This window comes from Microbacterium sp. LTA6 (assembly GCF_045690355.1).
In the GTDB taxonomy this organism is placed as follows: Bacteria; Actinomycetota; Actinomycetes; order Actinomycetales; family Microbacteriaceae; genus Microbacterium.
This window is the reverse complement of record NZ_CP147855.1, coordinates 1904866-1922353: the sequence shown is the minus strand read 5'-3', so window position 1 is coordinate 1922353 and position 17488 is coordinate 1904866. Positions and strand designations below refer to the sequence as shown.

At 68.0% G+C, this 17488-nt stretch carries 14 protein-coding genes; 9 read left to right on the top strand and 5 right to left on the bottom strand.

Annotated elements, in window-relative coordinates; translation table 11 throughout:
* Window positions 1-7: 7 nt before the first annotated feature.
* From LTA6_RS08995 to LTA6_RS08980, 4 genes are read right to left on the bottom strand one after another with little or no spacing between them, the layout of a single operon-like run.
* Window positions 8-766, bottom strand: coding sequence for a sugar phosphate isomerase/epimerase family protein (locus LTA6_RS08995; protein ID WP_407359218.1), 759 nt, complete (start codon window positions 764-766; stop codon window positions 8-10).
* Between the two features lie 12 nt (window positions 767-778).
* A complete protein-coding gene (locus tag LTA6_RS08990) occupies window positions 779-1645 on the bottom strand; it encodes a sugar phosphate isomerase/epimerase family protein (protein WP_407359217.1) in 867 nt (288 codons plus the stop codon).
* Window positions 1642-2814, bottom strand: a complete 1173-nt coding sequence (locus LTA6_RS08985) for a dihydrodipicolinate synthase family protein (protein ID WP_407359216.1) — start codon at window positions 2812-2814, stop codon at window positions 1642-1644. Before LTA6_RS08985 ends, LTA6_RS08990 begins: the two co-directional genes overlap by 4 nt.
* Entirely contained in the window at window positions 2814-3938 is a 1125-nt protein-coding gene (locus tag LTA6_RS08980; protein WP_407359263.1) for a Gfo/Idh/MocA family protein, read from the bottom strand. The genes LTA6_RS08985 and LTA6_RS08980 overlap by 1 nt, the downstream gene beginning before the upstream one ends.
* Window positions 3939-4382: 444 nt before the next feature.
* On the opposite strand from LTA6_RS08980, the gene LTA6_RS08975 reads away from it, so the two are divergent.
* From LTA6_RS08975 to LTA6_RS08965, 3 genes are all read left to right on the top strand, one after another.
* On the top strand, window positions 4383-5189 hold the full coding sequence (locus LTA6_RS08975; RefSeq protein WP_407359215.1) for a GH12 family glycosyl hydrolase domain-containing protein: 807 nt from the start codon (window positions 4383-4385) through the stop codon (window positions 5187-5189).
* Between the two features lie 169 nt (window positions 5190-5358).
* Window positions 5359-8466, top strand: coding sequence for an NPCBM/NEW2 domain-containing protein (locus tag LTA6_RS08970; protein WP_407359214.1), 3108 nt, complete (start codon window positions 5359-5361; stop codon window positions 8464-8466).
* A gap of 106 nt (window positions 8467-8572) precedes the next feature.
* Window positions 8573-9646 carry a substrate-binding domain-containing protein gene (locus LTA6_RS08965; protein WP_407359213.1) on the top strand — a complete coding sequence of 358 codons (1074 nt, stop codon included), beginning with the start codon at window positions 8573-8575 and terminating at the stop codon, window positions 9644-9646.
* A 50-nt stretch (window positions 9647-9696) separates the two neighbouring features.
* Here LTA6_RS08965 and LTA6_RS08960 read toward each other — a convergent pair whose 3' ends face one another.
* Window positions 9697-10872 carry an ROK family protein gene (locus LTA6_RS08960; protein ID WP_407359212.1) on the bottom strand — a complete coding sequence of 392 codons (1176 nt, stop codon included), beginning with the start codon at window positions 10870-10872 and terminating at the stop codon, window positions 9697-9699.
* Window positions 10873-10957: 85 nt separating this feature from the next.
* Between LTA6_RS08960 and LTA6_RS08955 the strand changes: the two genes are divergently transcribed.
* From LTA6_RS08955 to LTA6_RS08930, 6 genes are read left to right on the top strand one after another with little or no spacing between them, the layout of a single operon-like run.
* Window positions 10958-11989: a hydroxyacid dehydrogenase gene (locus LTA6_RS08955; protein WP_407359211.1), complete on the top strand. Its 1032-nt coding sequence runs from the start codon at window positions 10958-10960 to the stop codon at window positions 11987-11989.
* Between the two features lies 1 nt (window position 11990).
* Window positions 11991-13361, top strand: coding sequence for a sulfatase (locus LTA6_RS08950; RefSeq protein WP_407359210.1), 1371 nt, complete (start codon window positions 11991-11993; stop codon window positions 13359-13361).
* A 34-nt stretch (window positions 13362-13395) separates the two neighbouring features.
* Window positions 13396-14670: an ABC transporter substrate-binding protein gene (locus tag LTA6_RS08945; protein WP_407359209.1), complete on the top strand. Its 1275-nt coding sequence runs from the start codon at window positions 13396-13398 to the stop codon at window positions 14668-14670.
* A 55-nt stretch (window positions 14671-14725) separates the two neighbouring features.
* On the top strand, window positions 14726-15649 hold the full coding sequence (locus tag LTA6_RS08940; protein ID WP_341977598.1) for a sugar ABC transporter permease: 924 nt from the start codon (window positions 14726-14728) through the stop codon (window positions 15647-15649).
* A complete protein-coding gene (locus LTA6_RS08935; protein ID WP_407359208.1) occupies window positions 15649-16536 on the top strand; it encodes a carbohydrate ABC transporter permease in 888 nt (295 codons plus the stop codon). Before LTA6_RS08940 ends, LTA6_RS08935 begins: the two co-directional genes overlap by 1 nt.
* Window positions 16533-17444 carry a gfo/Idh/MocA family oxidoreductase gene (locus LTA6_RS08930; protein ID WP_407359207.1) on the top strand — a complete coding sequence of 304 codons (912 nt, stop codon included), beginning with the start codon at window positions 16533-16535 and terminating at the stop codon, window positions 17442-17444. The genes LTA6_RS08935 and LTA6_RS08930 overlap by 4 nt, the downstream gene beginning before the upstream one ends.
* The last annotated feature ends 44 nt before the right edge of the window (window positions 17445-17488 follow it).

Here is a 17488-nt window from a genome sequence, read left to right as displayed (position 1 = left end):
CAGAGGATCAGCGGGAAAGGTATCCGCGCAAGGCCGCGGCTTCGGAAGCGAGGAGGTCCGGGTCGGCGTCGGGAATGAACTCGAGCAGGGCGTCGCGTGGAGGGCGCTCGGCGGCGGATGCTGCCGCGAAGAACCGGCTCCACAGCTCATCGCGGGCGCGCAGCGGCAGCCTCTCCTTCGTCGGCCACCAGGAGAAGACGTGCGCGGCACTCGTATGCGCCGCGATCGCACGGTACTCGGCGAGCGCGACGTCATCGGGCGCCGTGACCGTCGGTTGCCAGTAGGTGGTGAGGGCAGGGCTGGCGACATCGGCAAGGAGCCGCAGCGTCGTCGGCGCCGTGTCGGCGAGAGTGCCGGAGTGGAACTCGAGCGCCAATCCGATTCCCCTCGCGGATGCCTCGGACGTCGCCGACTGGAGCCGCGCGACGGTGCCGGCCCAATCCGCCTGGGTCGCCTCCGCCGAGCCGACAGGGCCGGCCCAGATACGGATGCGATCGGCCCCGAGCGCCTCGGCGCTGTCCAGGATCGGCGTGAGTTCCTCCCCCGGCCCCGCCCGGAAGTACGAGCCGTACGAGCAGACGGCGAGTCCGGCATCCGTCGTCGCCCGTGCGACCTGCGCGGCGCGCTCGGTGTCACCGGGCGGGACGTGCACGTCGCCGCCCCACTCGATCACCTCGAGCCCGGCGTCCGCCGCCAGCCCCACGATCCGCTCTGGCGGGAGCTCCCGGAAGGTCACCGAGCACAGCCCCGGCCTGATCGTCGTCATACGTTCATCCTGTCAGGGCAGGTGCGGGGCGACTACGGCGCCGAACGCCTCGGCGGTGCGACGGACGACATCGGCGGGAGCATCCGCCCAGATGTCGGCGTTGAAGAGCTCCACCTCGATGTCGCGGTCGTACCCGGTCTCGATCACCGCACGCGTGAGCGCACCGAAGTCGATCACACCGTCGCCCATGTAGTGCCGTGACAGCAGCACGTCCGCGGCCAGCGGCGTCTTCCAGTCGCACACCTGGTACGTGGCGATGCGCCCCTCACGGCCGGCTCGAGCGATCTGCTCGAACACCTGCGGGTCCCACCAGATGTGGAACGTGTCGACGGCGGCTCCGACCACATCGGCGTCGAAGTCGGCGGCGATGTCGAGTGCCTGACCGAGAGTCGAGACGACGGCACGGTCGGAGGCGTACATCGGATGCAGGGGCTCGATCGCAAGCGTCACGCCCGCCGCCTTCGCATCCGGTGCGAGCGTGCCGATCGCGTCGCGCACGCGCTCTCGCGCGCCGACGAGGTCGCGGGACCCCTCCGGCAACCCGCCGGCGACGAGCACCAGCACAGCCGTCGATCCTTCGGCGCCCGCGGCGGCGAGTGTCGCGGTCTCCTCGATCGCCCGACGGTTGTCATCGAGCGCGGCATCCCGCTCCGGCCCCTCCGGCAGCGTGAAGAAGCCGCCACGGCAGTGGGTCGAGAAACGCAGACCGGAATCGGACAGCATCTGCGCGGCGACGTCGAGGCCGACCGCGTTCACCGGCTCGCGCCAGAGTCCGATGGACTGCACTCCGGCTTCGGCCGTGACCTGAAGCGCCGTCGCGAGGTCGGCGTACTTGATGGTGGCCTGGTTGATCGACAGGCGCGGGTGGGCGGCGCTCATGCGTCCGCTCCGTTCACGCGCAGCATCCCGTGCCAGCGCTCACGCGCGAGCTCTGGATTCTCCAGGGCGAGCGAGGCGTTCGCGAGCTCGACGATGCGGCTCAGGTGCGGCAGGCTGCGGGCGGAGTGCAGGCCGCCGACCATCTGGAACGCGGGCTGGTGCCCGTTCAACCAGGAGAGGAACGCGACGCCCGTCTTGTAATAGAACGTGGGCGCGGCGAACACCTGACGGCTGAGCTCCTCGGTCGGGCCGAGGATCTCCAGGTATCGAGCGGGGTCGCCGGCGTCGAGCGCCTGGATCGCTGCGGATGCCACCGGAGTGATCGCCGCGAATGCGCCGAGCAGCGCATCGGAGTGGCTGTCGCCCTGTCCGACGGTGTCGCCTCCGATGAGGCCGACGTAGTTGAAGTCGTCACCGGTGAACATGCGCACGCCCTCGGGCAGCTGCGCTCGCACCGAGATCTCGGACTCCGCGTTCAGCAGGCTCATCTTCACGCCGGCGACCTTGCCCGGGTTCTCGCCGATGATCTCCAGCAGCACCTGGGATGCCGTCTGCCAGTCGTCCGCGCCGAAGTATCCGGCCAGCTCCGGGTCGAAAGCGGTGCCGAGCCAGTGCAGCACGACTGGAGTCGTGGCCGTCTCGAGGACCGCGCGGTACACGCGACGGTAGTCGGCGGCATCCTGCGCCACCCTGGCGAGATGGCGGGAGGCCATCAGCACAGGACCTGCGCCCTGCTCCTCGGTGAAGTGCAGCTGCTCCTTGTACGCGTCGATCACCTGATCGAGCGAGATGCGGGAATCGAGAACGTGATCGGTGTTCACGCCCACCACGACCGAACCGCCCTCCTCACGGGCCACCTCGGCGCTGCGGGAGATCAGCTCGCGCGTGGCCGCGGCATCCAGCCCCATGTTGCGCTGCGCGGTGTCCATCGCGTCGGCGACGCCGAGACCCCACGAGTAGACGTTGCGGCGGAACGCGAGAGTCGAATCCCAGTCGATGTCGGCCGGCTGACCCGGAGTGTTGTCGGCCGAGACGCGCGGCACGACGTGCGCTGCGGCGTAGGCGACTCGGCTCCGCAGCGGAGCCGTCGGTCGCGCATAGGCTCCCGCGGCGTTCAGCGGGACTTCGGACAGGGACCCGTCGGCGGCGAGAAGCGTCAGCCCTGCCATCAGAGGGACAGCTTCTCGATGGCGACCTTGCGTCCTTCGGCACTCGAGATGAGACCGGCCTCCGCGAACTGCACGCCCTTCGCACCCGCGAGCAGGTCGAACGGGTAGACGGTGCCGAACACGTACGACTCCAGGTACTCCTCCCACTGCTGGCGGAAGCCGTTGAGGAACACGTCGTTGGTCGGCACGTTCTGCCAGTCGGCGTCGTAGTCGCGGGTGTCCTCGAGGTCCGGGTTCCAGACCGGCTTCGGAGTGGCATTGCGCGGCTGGATCTTCGCCCCGAACAGACCGACGACAGCGGAGCCGTGGGTGCCGTCGACCTGGAACTCGACGAGCTCGTCGCGGTTGACGCGGACGGTCCAGCTCGAGTTGATCTCGGCGACGATGCCGCCCTCGATCTCGAAGATGCCGTATGCGGCGTCCTCGGCGGTAGCGGTGTACTTCTCGCCGTTCTCGTCCCAGCGCTCCGGGATGTGAGTCGCCGCCTGCGCATAGACGCTCTTCACCTCGCCGAAGAGGTTCTCCAGCACGTAGTTCCAGTGCGGGAACATGTCGCTGATGATGCCGCCGCCGTCTTCGGTGCGGTAATTCCAGCTCGGCCGCTGAGCCGGCTGCCAGTCGCCCTCGAAGACCCAGTAGCCGAATTCGCCGCGCACCGAGAGGATGCGGCCGAAGAAGCCGGAGTCGATGAGGCGCTTGAGCTTCTGCAGGCCGGGCAGGTAGAGCTTGTCGTGCACGACGCCGGTCTTGACACCGGCTTCCTGGGCGAGGCGCGCGAGCTCGAGGGCCTCTTCGAGGGACTCGGCGGTCGGCTTCTCGGTGTAGATCGCCTTGCCGGCGGCGATCGCCTTGCGGATCGCGGATGCCCGGGCCTTCGTGACCAGGAAGTCGGCGTAGATCTCCCACCGCGGGTCGGCGAGCGCCGCGTCGAGGTCGGTCGTCCAGTCCTCGATGCCGTGGAGGGCGGCAAGCTCGGCGAGCTTCTGCTCGCTGCGGCCGACGAGGATCGGCTTGACCGTGACGCGGGTGCCGTCGGAGAGTTCGATGCCGCCCTGGTCGCGGATCGCGAGGATCGAGCGCACGAGGTGCTGCCGGTAGCCCATGCGCCCGGAGACGCCGTTCATGATGATCCCGATCTCGCGCACCTGCGGGCGGGAGAGCTCTGCGGTGGGTGCGTCCAGGGTGGTCGTCTCTGACACGATCTTTCCTTCTTCTCGGCGCTCCGGCGGAATTGGGTAAGCGCTTTCCGGTTTCTCCATCCTGACACCGGGAAGCACATTCCGCAAGCGCGGATGCAGCGCACTCCCCTCGCTCCGCCCGATCAAAGGCGTTCCATCACGAGGGACCCGGCCGCCATACGAGGAGCGAGGCGGTGCTGGCGCAGTACTCGCGGCCTGCAGGCCACCCATCCCCACTCCCCTACGTACGACAGCGCGGAAGCGCTTCGACAAATTCATCCAAAACCATGGACATTGGCGAAGGTTCGCCCCATCATTGGCCTCACCGCTACCTCAGCGGATCATCGTCGGACCAATGGCGGCCCGACGAAACGGAACGAAAGGACAAAGATGCGTCAGCGTCGAACAGCATCGATCAAACGTCGGATCACCGGCACCGTCGCCGCACTGTGCCTGGCCGCGGCTCCGGTCGTGGCTGTGGCCGCGCCGGCTCAGGCCGCAAGCACCTGCGCCAGCGGCGGCAACATCGCGATGGGCAAGTACTACGTCGTCAACAACCTCTGGGGCAACGGCTCCGGCACCGGCTGGCAGTGCGTGTGGGACAACTGGCAGTCCGGCGACACGGTCGGGTGGGGCACCAACTGGCAGTGGAGCGGACAGTCAAACTCGGTGAAGAGCTACTCGAGCATCATCCTCGGCTGGCACTGGGGGTGGCAGCGCCCGAACACCGAGCTCCCGGTCCAGTTGAGCGCCAACCGCAGCATCCCGACGACCTGGAGTTACGAGGTCACCGGCTCGGGCACGATGAACGTCGCCTACGACCTCTGGCTGCACAACGAGTCGAACCCCGGGGCATCGAGCGGGCCCAGCGACGAGATCATGATCTGGCCTTACAAGTCGGGTGGAGCGGGGCCTGCCGGCACCCTCCAGGCGACCGTCAACATCGGCGGCGGGACCTGGGATCTCTACCGCGGCTGGATCGACGCGGGCAACGGCACCGGCTGGAACGTCTTCTCGTTCGTTCGCACCTCGAACACCACCTCGGTGAACTTCAACCTGCGGGACTTCGCCAACAATCTCGTGAACCGAGGGTGGATCAGCAACAACAAGTACCTCACCAGCGTCCAGGCCGGCACCGAGGTCTTCACCGGCAACGGTCAATTGAACACGCACAGCTATTGGGTAGACGTCCAGTAGCCCGGAGGAGGCATACGGTGGGCGGTCATCGGCGCGATGACCGCCCACCGTGGTCGGACAGCGATGTTCAAGTGTGTTCATATGTTCAACGGTGTGCGTTGGCTGGTGTCACGATGACAGCAGCCGTCTCCCGACGACGGCTCATCATGCTGATTCGAGGAGGAGTCACGTGCACAAGACACGAACACGGATGCTGGCGGCGATCGCGGCGAGCGCGATCTGCCTGACCGCAGCACCCCTCTCGGCCGCGGCCGTCGAGGGCCTGCCCGGCGGAGTCCACTACGCCAGCGATCTCGACTGGATCACGGCGGACAACGGCTGGGGACCGGTCGAGAGGGACTTCAACAACGGCGCCAGAGCCGTCCCCGACACCACGCGCCAGAAGATCTCCATCCGCGGCACCGTCTACGACAAGGGACTCGGCACGCACGCTCCCTCGAAGATCGTCTACGAAGTGAACCAGGAGTGCACGCAGCTGCTGGGTTACGTCGGGATCGACGACAGCCAGGCGGGCAAGGGACGTGTCGACTTCGTGGTCGCCGTCGACGGTATGGAGCAGTTCCGTCTGCAGCGCACCGGCTCCGATCCGGCTGGCCGGTTGAACCTCGATCTCCGGGGTGCCGACCTGATCGAGCTCCGCGCCGAAGCAGGCCCTGAGGGGAACGGCAACGATCACGCAGACTGGGCCGATCTGAGGTTCAACTGCACCGATGCCTTCCTCGCGCAGCCGCTCACGCTCACCCCGCAGGATGTGGATCTGTCGCTGCTCTCGCCAGGCATGCCGGTCACCCTGCGAGTCGAAGGCGCGAACCCGCAGACACCGGTGACCGTTGCGTTCGACGGCGAGCCGACCGTCACCAACGCCGACGATCAGGGCGTCGCCCTCGTGACATTCGTCGTGCCGGCAGACGCCCAGAAGGGCGACCACACGATCACCGCGTCCGCTCCGTCTCTGTTCGACACGATCGCCGAGGGGACCATCGCGGCACGCGTCGTGCGCGTCTCCGACCAGGCCTACTTCGTCGACTGCTCGCGCGAGGAACCGGGCGACGGCACCGAGCAGGCGCCGTTCTCGTCGCTGGAGGAACTGGCCGGCGTCGGCGCGTTCTACCCCGGCGAGCGCGTGCTGTTCCGGCGCGGCACCGAATGCCTCGGCACCTTCGCCCCGAACGGGTCCGGCTTCGACGACGCGCCGATCGTGGTCTCCGGTTACGGCGAGGGTGAACAGAAGGCCACGATCAACGGGAACGGCGCCCTCGCCGGCATCCACCTGCTGAACGTGAGCAACTGGACCGTCGACGGGATGCGGGTGATCAATCCGGGCACCCCCGATCAGCGCCGCGTCGGCATTCTTTACGAGATCAATGACGGCACCGTGCGACGAGGAGTCGTGCTCACGAACAACCACGTCGAGAAGGTCGCCGGCTGGTCGGACAAGACCACACTCGGCAATGCGTTCTCCCGTTCGGCCGGAATCTCGGTGCTCGGTGACGGCGTCGGAGCATTCGCGGGCATCACGATCACCGACAACGAGGTCAACGACACCGCTGCCGGCGGGATCAAGCTCTCCGCGCCGGACACGACGAAGCTCTACAACACCGACGTCTACGTCGCCCGCAACGACATCCACGACGTCGGCGGAGACGGCATCGTGATCCACAACTCCGACAAGCCGGTCATCGAGTACAACTCGGCGATCGACCTCGGACACGGCGAGTACCCGTTCATCAACGGCAACTTCGCCGGCATGTGGCCGTACAACTCGGTCAACCCGCTGTTCCAGTACAACGTGGTCGGCAACAGCGTGCGCTCGATCTACGACTCCACCGCGTGGGACTGCGACATGAAGATCAAGGGCACGTGCACGTTCCAGTACAACTACTCGTACGGCAACGCCGGCGGCTTCTACCTGGACTGCATCTCCGGCTGCGGGACGGCCTCCACGACGGCGAACGCTGTGCTCCGCTACAACGTCTCGCAAGACGACTGCCGCCTCGGCGGCGCCAGCGGAGGTCCCGGTATGCACCTCATCTACAACAACACCTTCTCGTGCATGAACCGACCGTTCGAAGACGACATGACCGCGCCGCGTGAGATGAAGAACAATATTTTCATCGCGCCGGGCGGCACGTTGAAGACCGCGAACGCCGTGTACTCGAACAACGCGTACTCGGGGGGCATCCAGCCCCCGGCGATCGAGACCGGCGCGGTCACCGCCGACCCCGGTCTGATCGCAGCGGGCAGCGGCCAGCAGACGCGTGAGCTGCCCGGCTATCGCCTCGCGGTCGGCTCGCCCCTGATCGGTGCGGGCACCGCGATCGCGGACGCCGGTGCGCAGGACTTCTTCGGGAACCCGATCCCCGCGGATGCTCCGAACATCGGCGCCGATCAGGGAACCGGGGTCGCCGTCGCCCCACTCCCCTTCACCGCCCTGGTCAACCAGACGTCGGTGGCGAGCGCGGCGAATCCGCGCAACGGCGCGATCACGACCGACTACCGGGTGTTCTCCGCGTCGGCGCTGGCGGATGCCGGACTGCGGGTCGGCGAACAGGTCACAGCGTTCGACACCGAGATCGACTGGCATCCGAATGCGATCGGCACGCCGGACACCGTGAAGGCGGCCGGGCAGCAGTTGGCGCTCGAAGGATCCGGCGATGCTCTCGTCGTGGTCGGCTTCTCGACGGGCCAGGCGACCGCCGGGACGGCGACGGTGCACTATCAGGACGGCAGCAGCCAGGAGGTCGTGATCGAACTGCCGCTGTGGTCGACGGCGGACGCCGGCAGCGACCCCGACACGACCCTCGTCGGCAGCGCCTCGTCGTATCTGAAGCGCGACCGCCCGTATCTCGGCGGCACCGTCGCCGAGATCCAGGGCGCGGCATCCGTCTTCGCGCAGCGGATTCCGCTGTCCGGGAAGCCGGTCGCGAGTGTGACACTGCCCGCGGGCAGCCCGGTGGTGGGCGAAGGGCTGAACCTGTTCGGCGCCGGACTGCATCAGGCCGACGTGAACGCGGCGGCCTCAGTGAGCACCCGCTGCAACGGCGGCAAGGCAGAGCTCGCCGTGACGGTGCGCAGTTCGGAGAACCGGGCGATCACGGTCACCGTGACGACGCCACTGGGCACCAAGGCCGATCAGCGCCTCGCATCCGGGAAATCGATGACGGTGTCTTTCAAGGCCCCGCTGCGGTTCCCTGCCGGAACCGTCGAGGTGACGGCGACGGCCGGCGGCGACACCACCACACTCGAGGTCCCCTACGCAGCGCGCAGCTGCCGCTGAACCCTCCACCTGGGCGGCACGTCTCTCACGAGAGACGTGCCGCCCGGACTCACGCAGGATGCATGCTCATGAACACGCCCACCCGGCGACTCGCTAGCCTGATGCCGTGATAGCCGAGGAGAGACGCGAGCGGATTCTTCGCGAACTCGTGCTGCGGGGCCGCGTCGAGGTGCCAGAGTTCGCCGCACGCCTCGGCCTCTCTGGCATGACGATCCGCCGTGATCTGGCTGTACTCGCCGAGCGCGGACTGCTCCGGCGGGTGCACGGCGGGGCTGTGCTGCCCGACGCGGCGGATGCGCCGGCGATCGGCGCGCGCGGCATCGGCTCGTCAGGCAGGCCGATCGCGACGATCGGGCTGATCGTGCCGGATGCCACGTATTACTTCCCGCCCGTCATCCGCGGCGCGAGCGATGCGGCCAGGGCGGCCGGTGTCCGGCTCGTGCTGGGAACGACGAGCTACGACGCCCGCGAGGAGGCGCGCCAGCTCATCCGGCTCAGCGAAAGCGGCGTCGACGCGATCATGCTCGTCACGGCACGGCCGCAGATCGACGACCAGGCCACGTGGGACACGATCGCGAAGATCGGCACGCCCGTGGTTCTGGTCGAGCGCTCAGCCGGCGGCGCTCCGACCTCGCTGCGCATCGACGCGGTCCGCAGCGATCACAGCTACGGCGCCGAGATCGCGGTCGATCACCTGGCTGAGCGCGGCCACCGCAGCGTCGGCCTGCTCTGCCGCGAGAGCGCGACGGCACCCTGGATCGTGCGGGGTCATGCCAGGGCGATCGAACGGTGGGGACTCGACCCGAGCGCGCCGGTCGCCACCGCCCCGTCCCCGCGGTGGGGCGACGGGTCGACCGCTGACGTGCTCCGCCAGTTCCTGGACGACTGTCTCGCCGCGGGGGCCCGTGCGGCACTCGTCCTTCCCGACGACCTCGCCCTCGGTCTTCTGGGCGTCGCGGAGGAGCGTGGGCTGCGCGTCCCCGAGGACTTCGCGATCGTCGCGTACGACGACGAGATCGCGTCGCTCGCCAGCGTGCCGCTCACGGCCGTCGCACCTCCCAAGCTCGCCGTCGGTCGCCGGGCTCTGGAGACCTGCTTCATGAGGCTCGAGGAACGAGACGAGACGCCCTCGCAGCGCACCAAGCTCGCACCGGCCTTGAACGTGCGCGACTCGACCTAGACGCGCGAGCCCGAGGTCGATTCGGCTCGATTCGATCTCCCGGAGCTCGGTCAGAGCCCCCCGACGGGCTCCGCGCTGAACAGCTCCGTGATCATGTCGTACCCGGCCCCGCGCGCGAAGATGTCGCCATCCGCCGGAACGGTGACCAGGAACGGCGGCACGGCGTCACCGAACGCGTACTCCGCCGTGAAGGCTTCCCGACACGCCTCCTCGAACACGGTCTGGCCGATCTCGGCCGCAAGCACGAGCACCACCCGCTCAGGGCCGAACATCTTCGACGCATTCGCGATCGCGAGCCCGAGCTTCGCCCCGCCATCGCCGAGCACAGCGGAGGCGGCCGGGGCGACGAGATCAGACGGATCGATCCCGCGGGTCTCGAGAGCCTGCCGCAAGCCCCACACGCTGCTCTGCGTCTCGAGGCATCCGTGAGCCCCGCAGTGGCAGAGCGCCCCACCGTCTCGACGACCGATTGCGGAATGTGCGAAGCCCCCCGCCCCGCCCCGGAATCCGCGGTGGATCCGCCCGCGCGTCAGCATCGACGCGCCGAGACTCGCACCGACGCTGAACACGATGACGTCGCGCTCTGCCAGATCGGTGTCGAGGAGGAGGAGTCCCGTGGTGAAGCTGTTGACGAGGCTGTCGATCGCTACTCGCCGGCCGAGGCGGCCGGCGAGTAGCGCGGCGAACGGCACATCCTCCCAGCCCAGCGCCCCGCTGTGGCGGACGATGCCGCGAGGACGGTCGACGACACCGGAGAGCGCGACGCTGACGCCCCGGAGCTCGGAACCAGGATGGCTCGCGATCACGGATGAGACGGCCGCAGCAACGGTGTCGGCGGCGGTGTCGGGAGTCGTCGAGGAGAGCGGGACCTGCAGGGTCGAGACGACGTCTCCGCGCAGATCCACGAGCGCGATCTCGACGGCGTCGGGTGAGAGCTGCACGCCGGCGACGACGACCGCATCCCTGCCGAGCTGGAGCAACCGCGCGGGGCGGCCTCCCGTGCCACGCAGCACATCGCTTTCGAGGAGCAACCCTTCCCCGACGAGCTGCCCGGTGATCCCCGTGACCGTGGCCGGGCTGAGACCTGTGGAGCTCGTGATCTCGGCGCGGGACGTCGTGCCCCTGCGACGCACGACATCGAGGACGAGCGCCTCGTTGATCTCCCGAATGAGCGCCTTGCTGCCGACGCGCCCCGCCGCACGCTCCGCTGTTGCCCCGTCGGCCATCGCCACTCCTTCGTCGTCAGGTCGTCCCTTGATTCTATTATTTTTGTCATTGACAAAACGAATATCGGCTGATTGAATTCTCGGCATGTCGAACGACGCCGTCCGAGTAGCGGACTCCGAGCCGCATCCCACCGCGCGCATCCTGGTGAGCATCGCCACGGCCGAGCGCACCGCGTTCTTCCCGACCGCGGCGCTGAACGCCCTCGCGGCACGAGCATCCGCGTTCGATACCGGCGAGCCCGCGACGATCACCTCATCCGCGGCGCTCGCGCAGACCGAGATCGCCGTCGTCGCATGGGGATTCCCGCGGCTGGACGCCGACCTGCTGTCGCGGATGCCGCGTCTGCGCCTTGTCGTCAACGCCGCCTCCTCCGTGCGCGGCCTCGTCAGCGATGCGTTCTGGGACGCCGGGATCCCGATCAGCCAGGCGGGGGCGGCCATGTCGCCTGCCGTCGCCGAGATGTCGCTCACGCTGACGCTCGCATTGCTGCGCCGCACGCACCGCATGGATCACGCGCTGCGCACAGGTCGCCCCTGGGACCAGGCGCGAGCGATAGATCGTGCGCGGGAGATCTCCGGGTCGCGCATCGGCGTCATCGGCGCGTCCCGCACCGGACGCGAGTTCATCCGGATGTGCCGCGCTCTGGGCGCGCAGGTGCGGGTGTACGACCCGTATCTCCCGGCGCGCGACCCGCTCACAGCGTTCGCGACGGATCTCGCCGACCTGCTCGCCACGAGTGACATCGTCGCCGTCCACGCTCCGGCGACGGCGGAGACCTCCGGGATGCTGGGCCGTGAGCAACTCGCGTCGATGCGCGACGGCGCCGCCCTCGTCAACACAGCGCGGAGCTCGATCATCGACATGGACGCCCTGTACGGCGAGGTCGCCTCCGGCCGGCTGGACGCCGCGCTGGACGTGTTCGACACCGAGCCGCTGCCGCTGGACGATCGCTGGCGCGAGCTTCCGAACGCCCTGCTCACCGCCCACGTATCCGGTGCCACCGCGGAATCACGCGCCCGAGCCGGACGGATCGTGATCGATGAGATCGACCGGTTCCTCGCCGGCGCGCAGCTCCAGCACCGCATCACTCGCGAAGCACTCGAGAGGATGGGCTGAGATGGCGCGCAGCATCCTGCTCCTGCACTGCCACGACCTCGGCCGCTTCCTCGGCGCATACGGGGTCACGACGGTCAGCACTCCGCACCTGGACCGATTGGCCGCCGAATCGACGGTGTTCGAGTCGGCCTTCGCCACATCGCCGCATTGCAGCCCTGCGCGCGCCTCGTTGTTCACCGGGTCGTACCCGCAGCAGCACGGCGTGCTCGGGCTCACCCACGAACCGTTCGGCTGGGATCTGATCGACCCGACCACGCACATCGCGCACCGGTTGAGCCGGCTCGGGTACGCCACCGAGCTCATCGGCGTCCATCATGAATCCCGCACCCTCCCCGACGATGAGCTCGCCTCCCGACTCGGATTCGACCTCGTGCGCACCGGCGGCGATCGCGACGTCGTGGTCGAGCGCACCATCGATGCGCTCCGGCGAGCGGCGTCATCCGATCAGCCCTTCTACCTCCAGGTCGGATTCCACGAGCCTCACCGCACCCCCTCCCGTCGCGACCGCGACGGCATCATGGGCTTCCTCGGCGACGGCTTCGAGGCCGACGAATCGCGCGGCGTCTCGGTTCCGGCCTACCTCTCCGACACCGCCGAGGCGCACGAGGAGATGGCCGAGCTGCAGGGCGCGGTCCGGCACATGGACGAGGGCGTCGGCGCCATCCTCGCCGAACTCGATCAGCTCGGCCTCGCCGAAGACACCCTCGTCGTGTTCACCACCGACCACGGTCTCGCGCTGCCTCGCGCGAAGTGCACGCTGTATGACGCCGGCGTCGGCGTCGCGCTGTTCATGCGGGTGCCAGGTGCGGCGGCCTGGCACGGCCGGCGCATCCGCAGCCTGGTCAGCCACGTCGACGTCGTGCCCACGCTTCTCGAGCTCGCGGCATCCGCCGATCCCGCCGGCGCCGCCGGGACCAGCCTGGTCGCACTCGTCGAGCACGACGCGGCTCCACGCGCCTTCACGTTCGGGCAGCTGACGTACCACACCTATTTCGACCCGAAGCGCTCCGTTCGGTCGGCCGATGCGAAGCTCATCCTCAACCTGTCCAACGCTCCGCGCGCGATGGACCCGACCCAGTCCTGGATGCACCGCAGCATCCCGGTGGACCTGACCGGGCCCACCATCGGGACCAGCCCGCTGATGGAGTTCTACGACCTCGGCGCCGATCCTGAGGAGCTCGTCAATCTCATCGACGAGCCGGCACGGGCACCGCAGATCGCCGAACTCGCCACCGCGCTGCAGGAATGGATGCGCGAAACCGAAGATCCGCTGCTGTCGAGCCCGGCATCGCCGCGGCACCGTCTCGCTCTGACGAGTCTGGACCGCATCGCACGGATGCACCGAGCCGAACCGATCGACGCCCCCGCCTGACCTGCAACACACCCCTGAGAGAAAGATCACTGCAATGACGCACCGCATCGTACGAGCCACCGCCCTCACCGGCGTCGCCCTTCTGGCACTCACCGCCTGTTCCTCTCCCTCTGCGGAGACAGAGAAGCCCGTCGACGGCGAGGCGAAGGGCGAAGTGACGCTGTGGATGTACCCGGTCATCCGCGACGAAGCGGCCAGCAAGAGCTTCTGGGAGGACACCGAAGCGTCCTTCGAGAAGGCCAATCCCTCGATCGATCTCACCATCGAGCTGCAGACGTTCGACAAGCGGGACGAGCAGATCTCGGCTGCTCTCGCCGCCAACTCCGGCCCCGACATCGTTCTGATCACGCCGGACCAGGCGGCGACGTACCTCAATGTCGGCGGCCTGCTCCCCGTCGACGACGCGATCGCTGCCGAGCGCGACGTCTTCTACCCGGCGACGCTGGATGCCGCGACGTTCGAGGACGAGCTGTACGGTGTTCCGCTGTTCCAGAACGTCTTCACCACGGCCTACAACAAGGCTCTGTTCGAGGATGCCGGTCTCGATCTGCCGAAGACCTGGGACGACATCCGCGATGCCGCGCCCGTGCTCGCCGAGAGCGGCGCCGCCGTGCTCGACTACGTGGGCTCACCCGAGCAGACCCTCAACCTCACCTTCTATCCGCTGCTGTGGCAGGCGGGCGGCACCGTCTTCTCCGAGGACGGCACCGAGATCGCGTTCGACTCGAAGGAGGGCGTCGAGGCGCTCGAATTCCTGGTCGACCTGAAGAAGGAAGGCGGCATTCCTGCGGATGCAGCCACCCAGACCACCGGCATCGAAGGCTCCCCCGTCGCCGCCGGCAAGGTCGGCATCCGTTCCACCACGTCGCCGGCCGAGCTCGCCCAAATGCGGGCCGCGCTCGGCGAGGACGCCGTGGTGGTGGGCCCGCCGCTGAAGGGCGAGGCGCAGGCGACCTACGGGAACCCCGGCCTGCTGTCGCTCACTTCGATCAACAAGAAGGAGAACCGGGCGGCTGCCTACGAGGTGCTCTCGTTCCTCACGTCGGCTGACTTCCAGACCGAGTTGAACGCGACGGCCGGGAACTTCCCGACCCGCACCGACGTCGAGATCGCCGGCGCCGAAGCCGACAGGGCCGCGTACGAGGCGGCCCTCGAGGTGGCGAACCCCGGAGAGCCCAACCCGGCAGCACGCCAGGTCATGGCCGTCCTCGCGCCCTACATCCAGGCCGCTCTGCGCGGCGACATCTCCGCCGAGGAGGCTCTCGAGAAGGCCGCCGCCGAGGCGCAGGCAGCTCTCGACCGCTCCTGACCCGACCGGTGCGGGGGTTCGTCCCCCGCACCGCACATCCTCTGAGAGGAACGACATGTCCGTCAGCACCACATCACGACGAGCGTCGGATGCACGCCTCATCGCGGGCCGAGCCACGCGCCGCCGCGAGGCCTGGGCCGGGGTGCTCTTCATCCTGCCGACGCTGGTCATCTTCGCGCTCTTCAAGTTCCTCCCCATCGCGGGCGCAGGAGCCATGAGCCTGACCAGATACCGCCTGAACGGTGACATCGAGTTTCTCGGCGCCGAGAACTACACCCGACTCTTCGCCGACCCGCATTTCTGGCAGAGCCTCTGGGTGACTCTCGTCTACGTCGTCATCTTCGTTCCACTGATCATGATCATCTCTCTCGCCGGTGCGGTGCTCCTCAACCGTCTGGTGCGGATGAGCGGCTTGTTCCGGGCCCTGCTGTTCGTGCCGTACCTCAGTTCGTTCGTGATGGCCGGCATCATCTGGAAGTGGATCTTCGGCGTCGACGGCCCCCTCAACGCCGTGATCGCCTCGGTCGGGCTCGACCCTGTGCCGTTCCTCACCGGCGACCAGTGGCTCGTGCTTGCCAGCCTCGCGATGGTGGCCGTCTGGAAGGGGTTCGGATACTCGATGCTGATCTTCCTTGCGGGGCTCAAGGCCCAGCCGGCCGAAGTGCACGAGGCCGCGACGATCGACGGCGCGGGGCCGTGGAAGACGTTCTGGCACATCACGCTGCCGCTGCTGAAACCTGTGGTGTTCTTCGTCCTCGTCATCGAGACCATCGTCGGATTCCAGGTCTTCGACACGATCTACGTGATGACAGGCGGCGGCCCCGCCCGTGCGAGCTACAGCCTCATCTACTTCCTCTACGACCAGGGCTTCAAGTTCTTCGACTTCGGATACGCGGCGGCCGTCGGCATGGTCCTGTTCGCCATCGTCCTCATCCTCTCGCTCATCCAGCGAGGATTCTTCGAAAGGAAGGAGCGGTGATGACCTCTGCACTCGCCCCCCGTGTGGCCGCTCCGAACTCCGGCGGTCACAGCGCAGCATCCGTTGCCCCCCGTCGCAGGCGGCGATCAGGCCAGCGGTGGACGGTCATCGCGCTGACCGCGATCTCGTTGTTCACGGTCGCCCCATTGATCGCCGTCGTGGTCCTCGCGCTGTCTCCGGCGGACGCGCCGACGATCCCCTACGCGATCCCGGAGGCGCTGACACTCGACAACATCTTCCGCATCTTCCGCGTCGGCGAGTTCCCGACCTGGGTCTGGAACTCGGTCGTGTACTCCGTGGTGTCGGTCGTGATCGTGCTGTTCACCGCATCGATGGCCGCTTATGCGCTCGCCAGGAAGCGATTCCCCGGTCGCAGCGCGCTCCTGTGGTCGATCATCGCGACGCTCATGGTCCCGATGCAGGCAACACTCATCCCGACCTTCATCCTGGTCGCCGGCGCCGGAGGCGTGAACACGCTCTGGGGTCTCATCCTGCCGACGCTCGCGAACGCCCAGGCCGTCTTCCTGATCCGTCAGTTCATCATCGACATGCCCGATGAACTCTTCGACGCCGCACGCATCGACGGCGCCGGCGAATGGCGCACGTTCGTCTCGATCGTGCTGCCGCTGCTCAAGCCGGTGCTGGCGACTCTCGCGATCTTCGTCTTCCTCTGGCACTGGAACGACCTCCTCTGGCCGCTCGTCGTCGGCCAGTCCGACGAGGCCCGCACGCTCACCGTCGGGCTGGCGACCCTCAACACCGAGACCGTGTCGACCTCGAACATCATGGCCGCCGCGCTGATCAGCTTCATCCCCTGCTTCCTGATCTTCATCTTCCTGCAGCGTCACATCGTGGAGAGCATCACCGCAAGCGGGATCAAGGGATGATCACGCAGGAGCCGATCAGGTTCGGCCTGATCGGCGTCGACTCATCGCACGCCATCCAGTTCACTCGGCTTCTCGGCGACGGCCGCACCGGTCGGGTCGAAGGCGGTCGGGTCGCCACGGCGTGGCAGGGTCCGGTCTCCGCAGACTTCCCGCCGAGCCGCGACCGCAGCGACGCGAACGCCGCCTTGCTGGCGGCAACAGGAGTCGAGATGCGCGATTCCGCTGAGGCGGTCGCCGAAGCGTCCGACGCGCTTCTACTGGTGAGCTCGGACGTGCGCACTCGTCGTGAGCAGTTCGCGCGTGTCGCGCCTTTCGGGAAGCCCGTGTACGTCGACACCCGCTTCGCCGCAGGGTTGCAGGATGCCCAGCAGATGCTGCAGCTCGCGGAGGAATCGGGCTGTCTCGTGCTGAGCGGCTCGCCCAAGCGATTCACGCCCAAGTTCCAGACCCTGCTCTCGCAGGAGATCGAATCGATCGACCTCACCGGGCCTCTGGTCGAGCAGCCAGGGCATCCGGGGCTCGCGTGGTACGGCGTGCATCTGGTGGACCTGGCCGTCGCGATCTTCGGGCCTGGGTGCACTCGCGTCGAGCCCGCGGGCAGCGGCGTGCGCATGGTGTGGCCGGGCTCGAGGACCGCGACGATCGGCGGACCCGCGGAATGGACCCCGTGGACGAGAGGTCGTGCACGGACCGCAGCAGGCGATACCGCGTTCGAGATCGAAGCGAACGAGGACATGCTGACCGGCCTGCTGGCCTCGGTCGTGGAGTCCTGCCTCACCCGCGAGCCGAACATCGATGCGACGCAGATCCTCGAGATCTCCGAGCTCGTCGCCGCCGGCACCTCCGTGCTCGCGCACCACATGCCGGTCGACCTCACCCGACGACCGCCGCGCCCCAGCGCGATCTGAACCGGCAGGAGTCCATCGTGCTCGCGAATGACCGGGATGCCGAA

Coding starts and splice junctions, on each gene's coding strand:
- LTA6_RS08995 (WP_407359218.1), bottom strand. CDS start 766: ATGACGACGATCAGGCCGGGGCTGTGCTCGGTGACCTTCCGGGAGCTC.
- LTA6_RS08990 (WP_407359217.1), bottom strand. CDS start 1,645: ATGAGCGCCGCCCACCCGCGCCTGTCGATCAACCAGGCCACCATCAAG.
- LTA6_RS08985 (WP_407359216.1), bottom strand. CDS start 2,814: ATGGCAGGGCTGACGCTTCTCGCCGCCGACGGGTCCCTGTCCGAAGTC.
- LTA6_RS08980 (WP_407359263.1), bottom strand. CDS start 3,938: ATGAACGGCGTCTCCGGGCGCATGGGCTACCGGCAGCACCTCGTGCGC.
- LTA6_RS08975 (WP_407359215.1), top strand. CDS start 4,383: ATGCGTCAGCGTCGAACAGCATCGATCAAACGTCGGATCACCGGCACC.
- LTA6_RS08960 (WP_407359212.1), bottom strand. CDS start 10,872: ATGGCCGACGGGGCAACAGCGGAGCGTGCGGCGGGGCGCGTCGGCAGC.
- LTA6_RS08955 (WP_407359211.1), top strand. CDS start 10,958: ATGTCGAACGACGCCGTCCGAGTAGCGGACTCCGAGCCGCATCCCACC.
- LTA6_RS08950 (WP_407359210.1), top strand. CDS start 11,991: ATGGCGCGCAGCATCCTGCTCCTGCACTGCCACGACCTCGGCCGCTTC.
- LTA6_RS08945 (WP_407359209.1), top strand. CDS start 13,396: ATGACGCACCGCATCGTACGAGCCACCGCCCTCACCGGCGTCGCCCTT.
- LTA6_RS08940 (WP_341977598.1), top strand. CDS start 14,726: ATGTCCGTCAGCACCACATCACGACGAGCGTCGGATGCACGCCTCATC.
- LTA6_RS08935 (WP_407359208.1), top strand. CDS start 15,649: ATGACCTCTGCACTCGCCCCCCGTGTGGCCGCTCCGAACTCCGGCGGT.
- LTA6_RS08930 (WP_407359207.1), top strand. CDS start 16,533: ATGATCACGCAGGAGCCGATCAGGTTCGGCCTGATCGGCGTCGACTCA.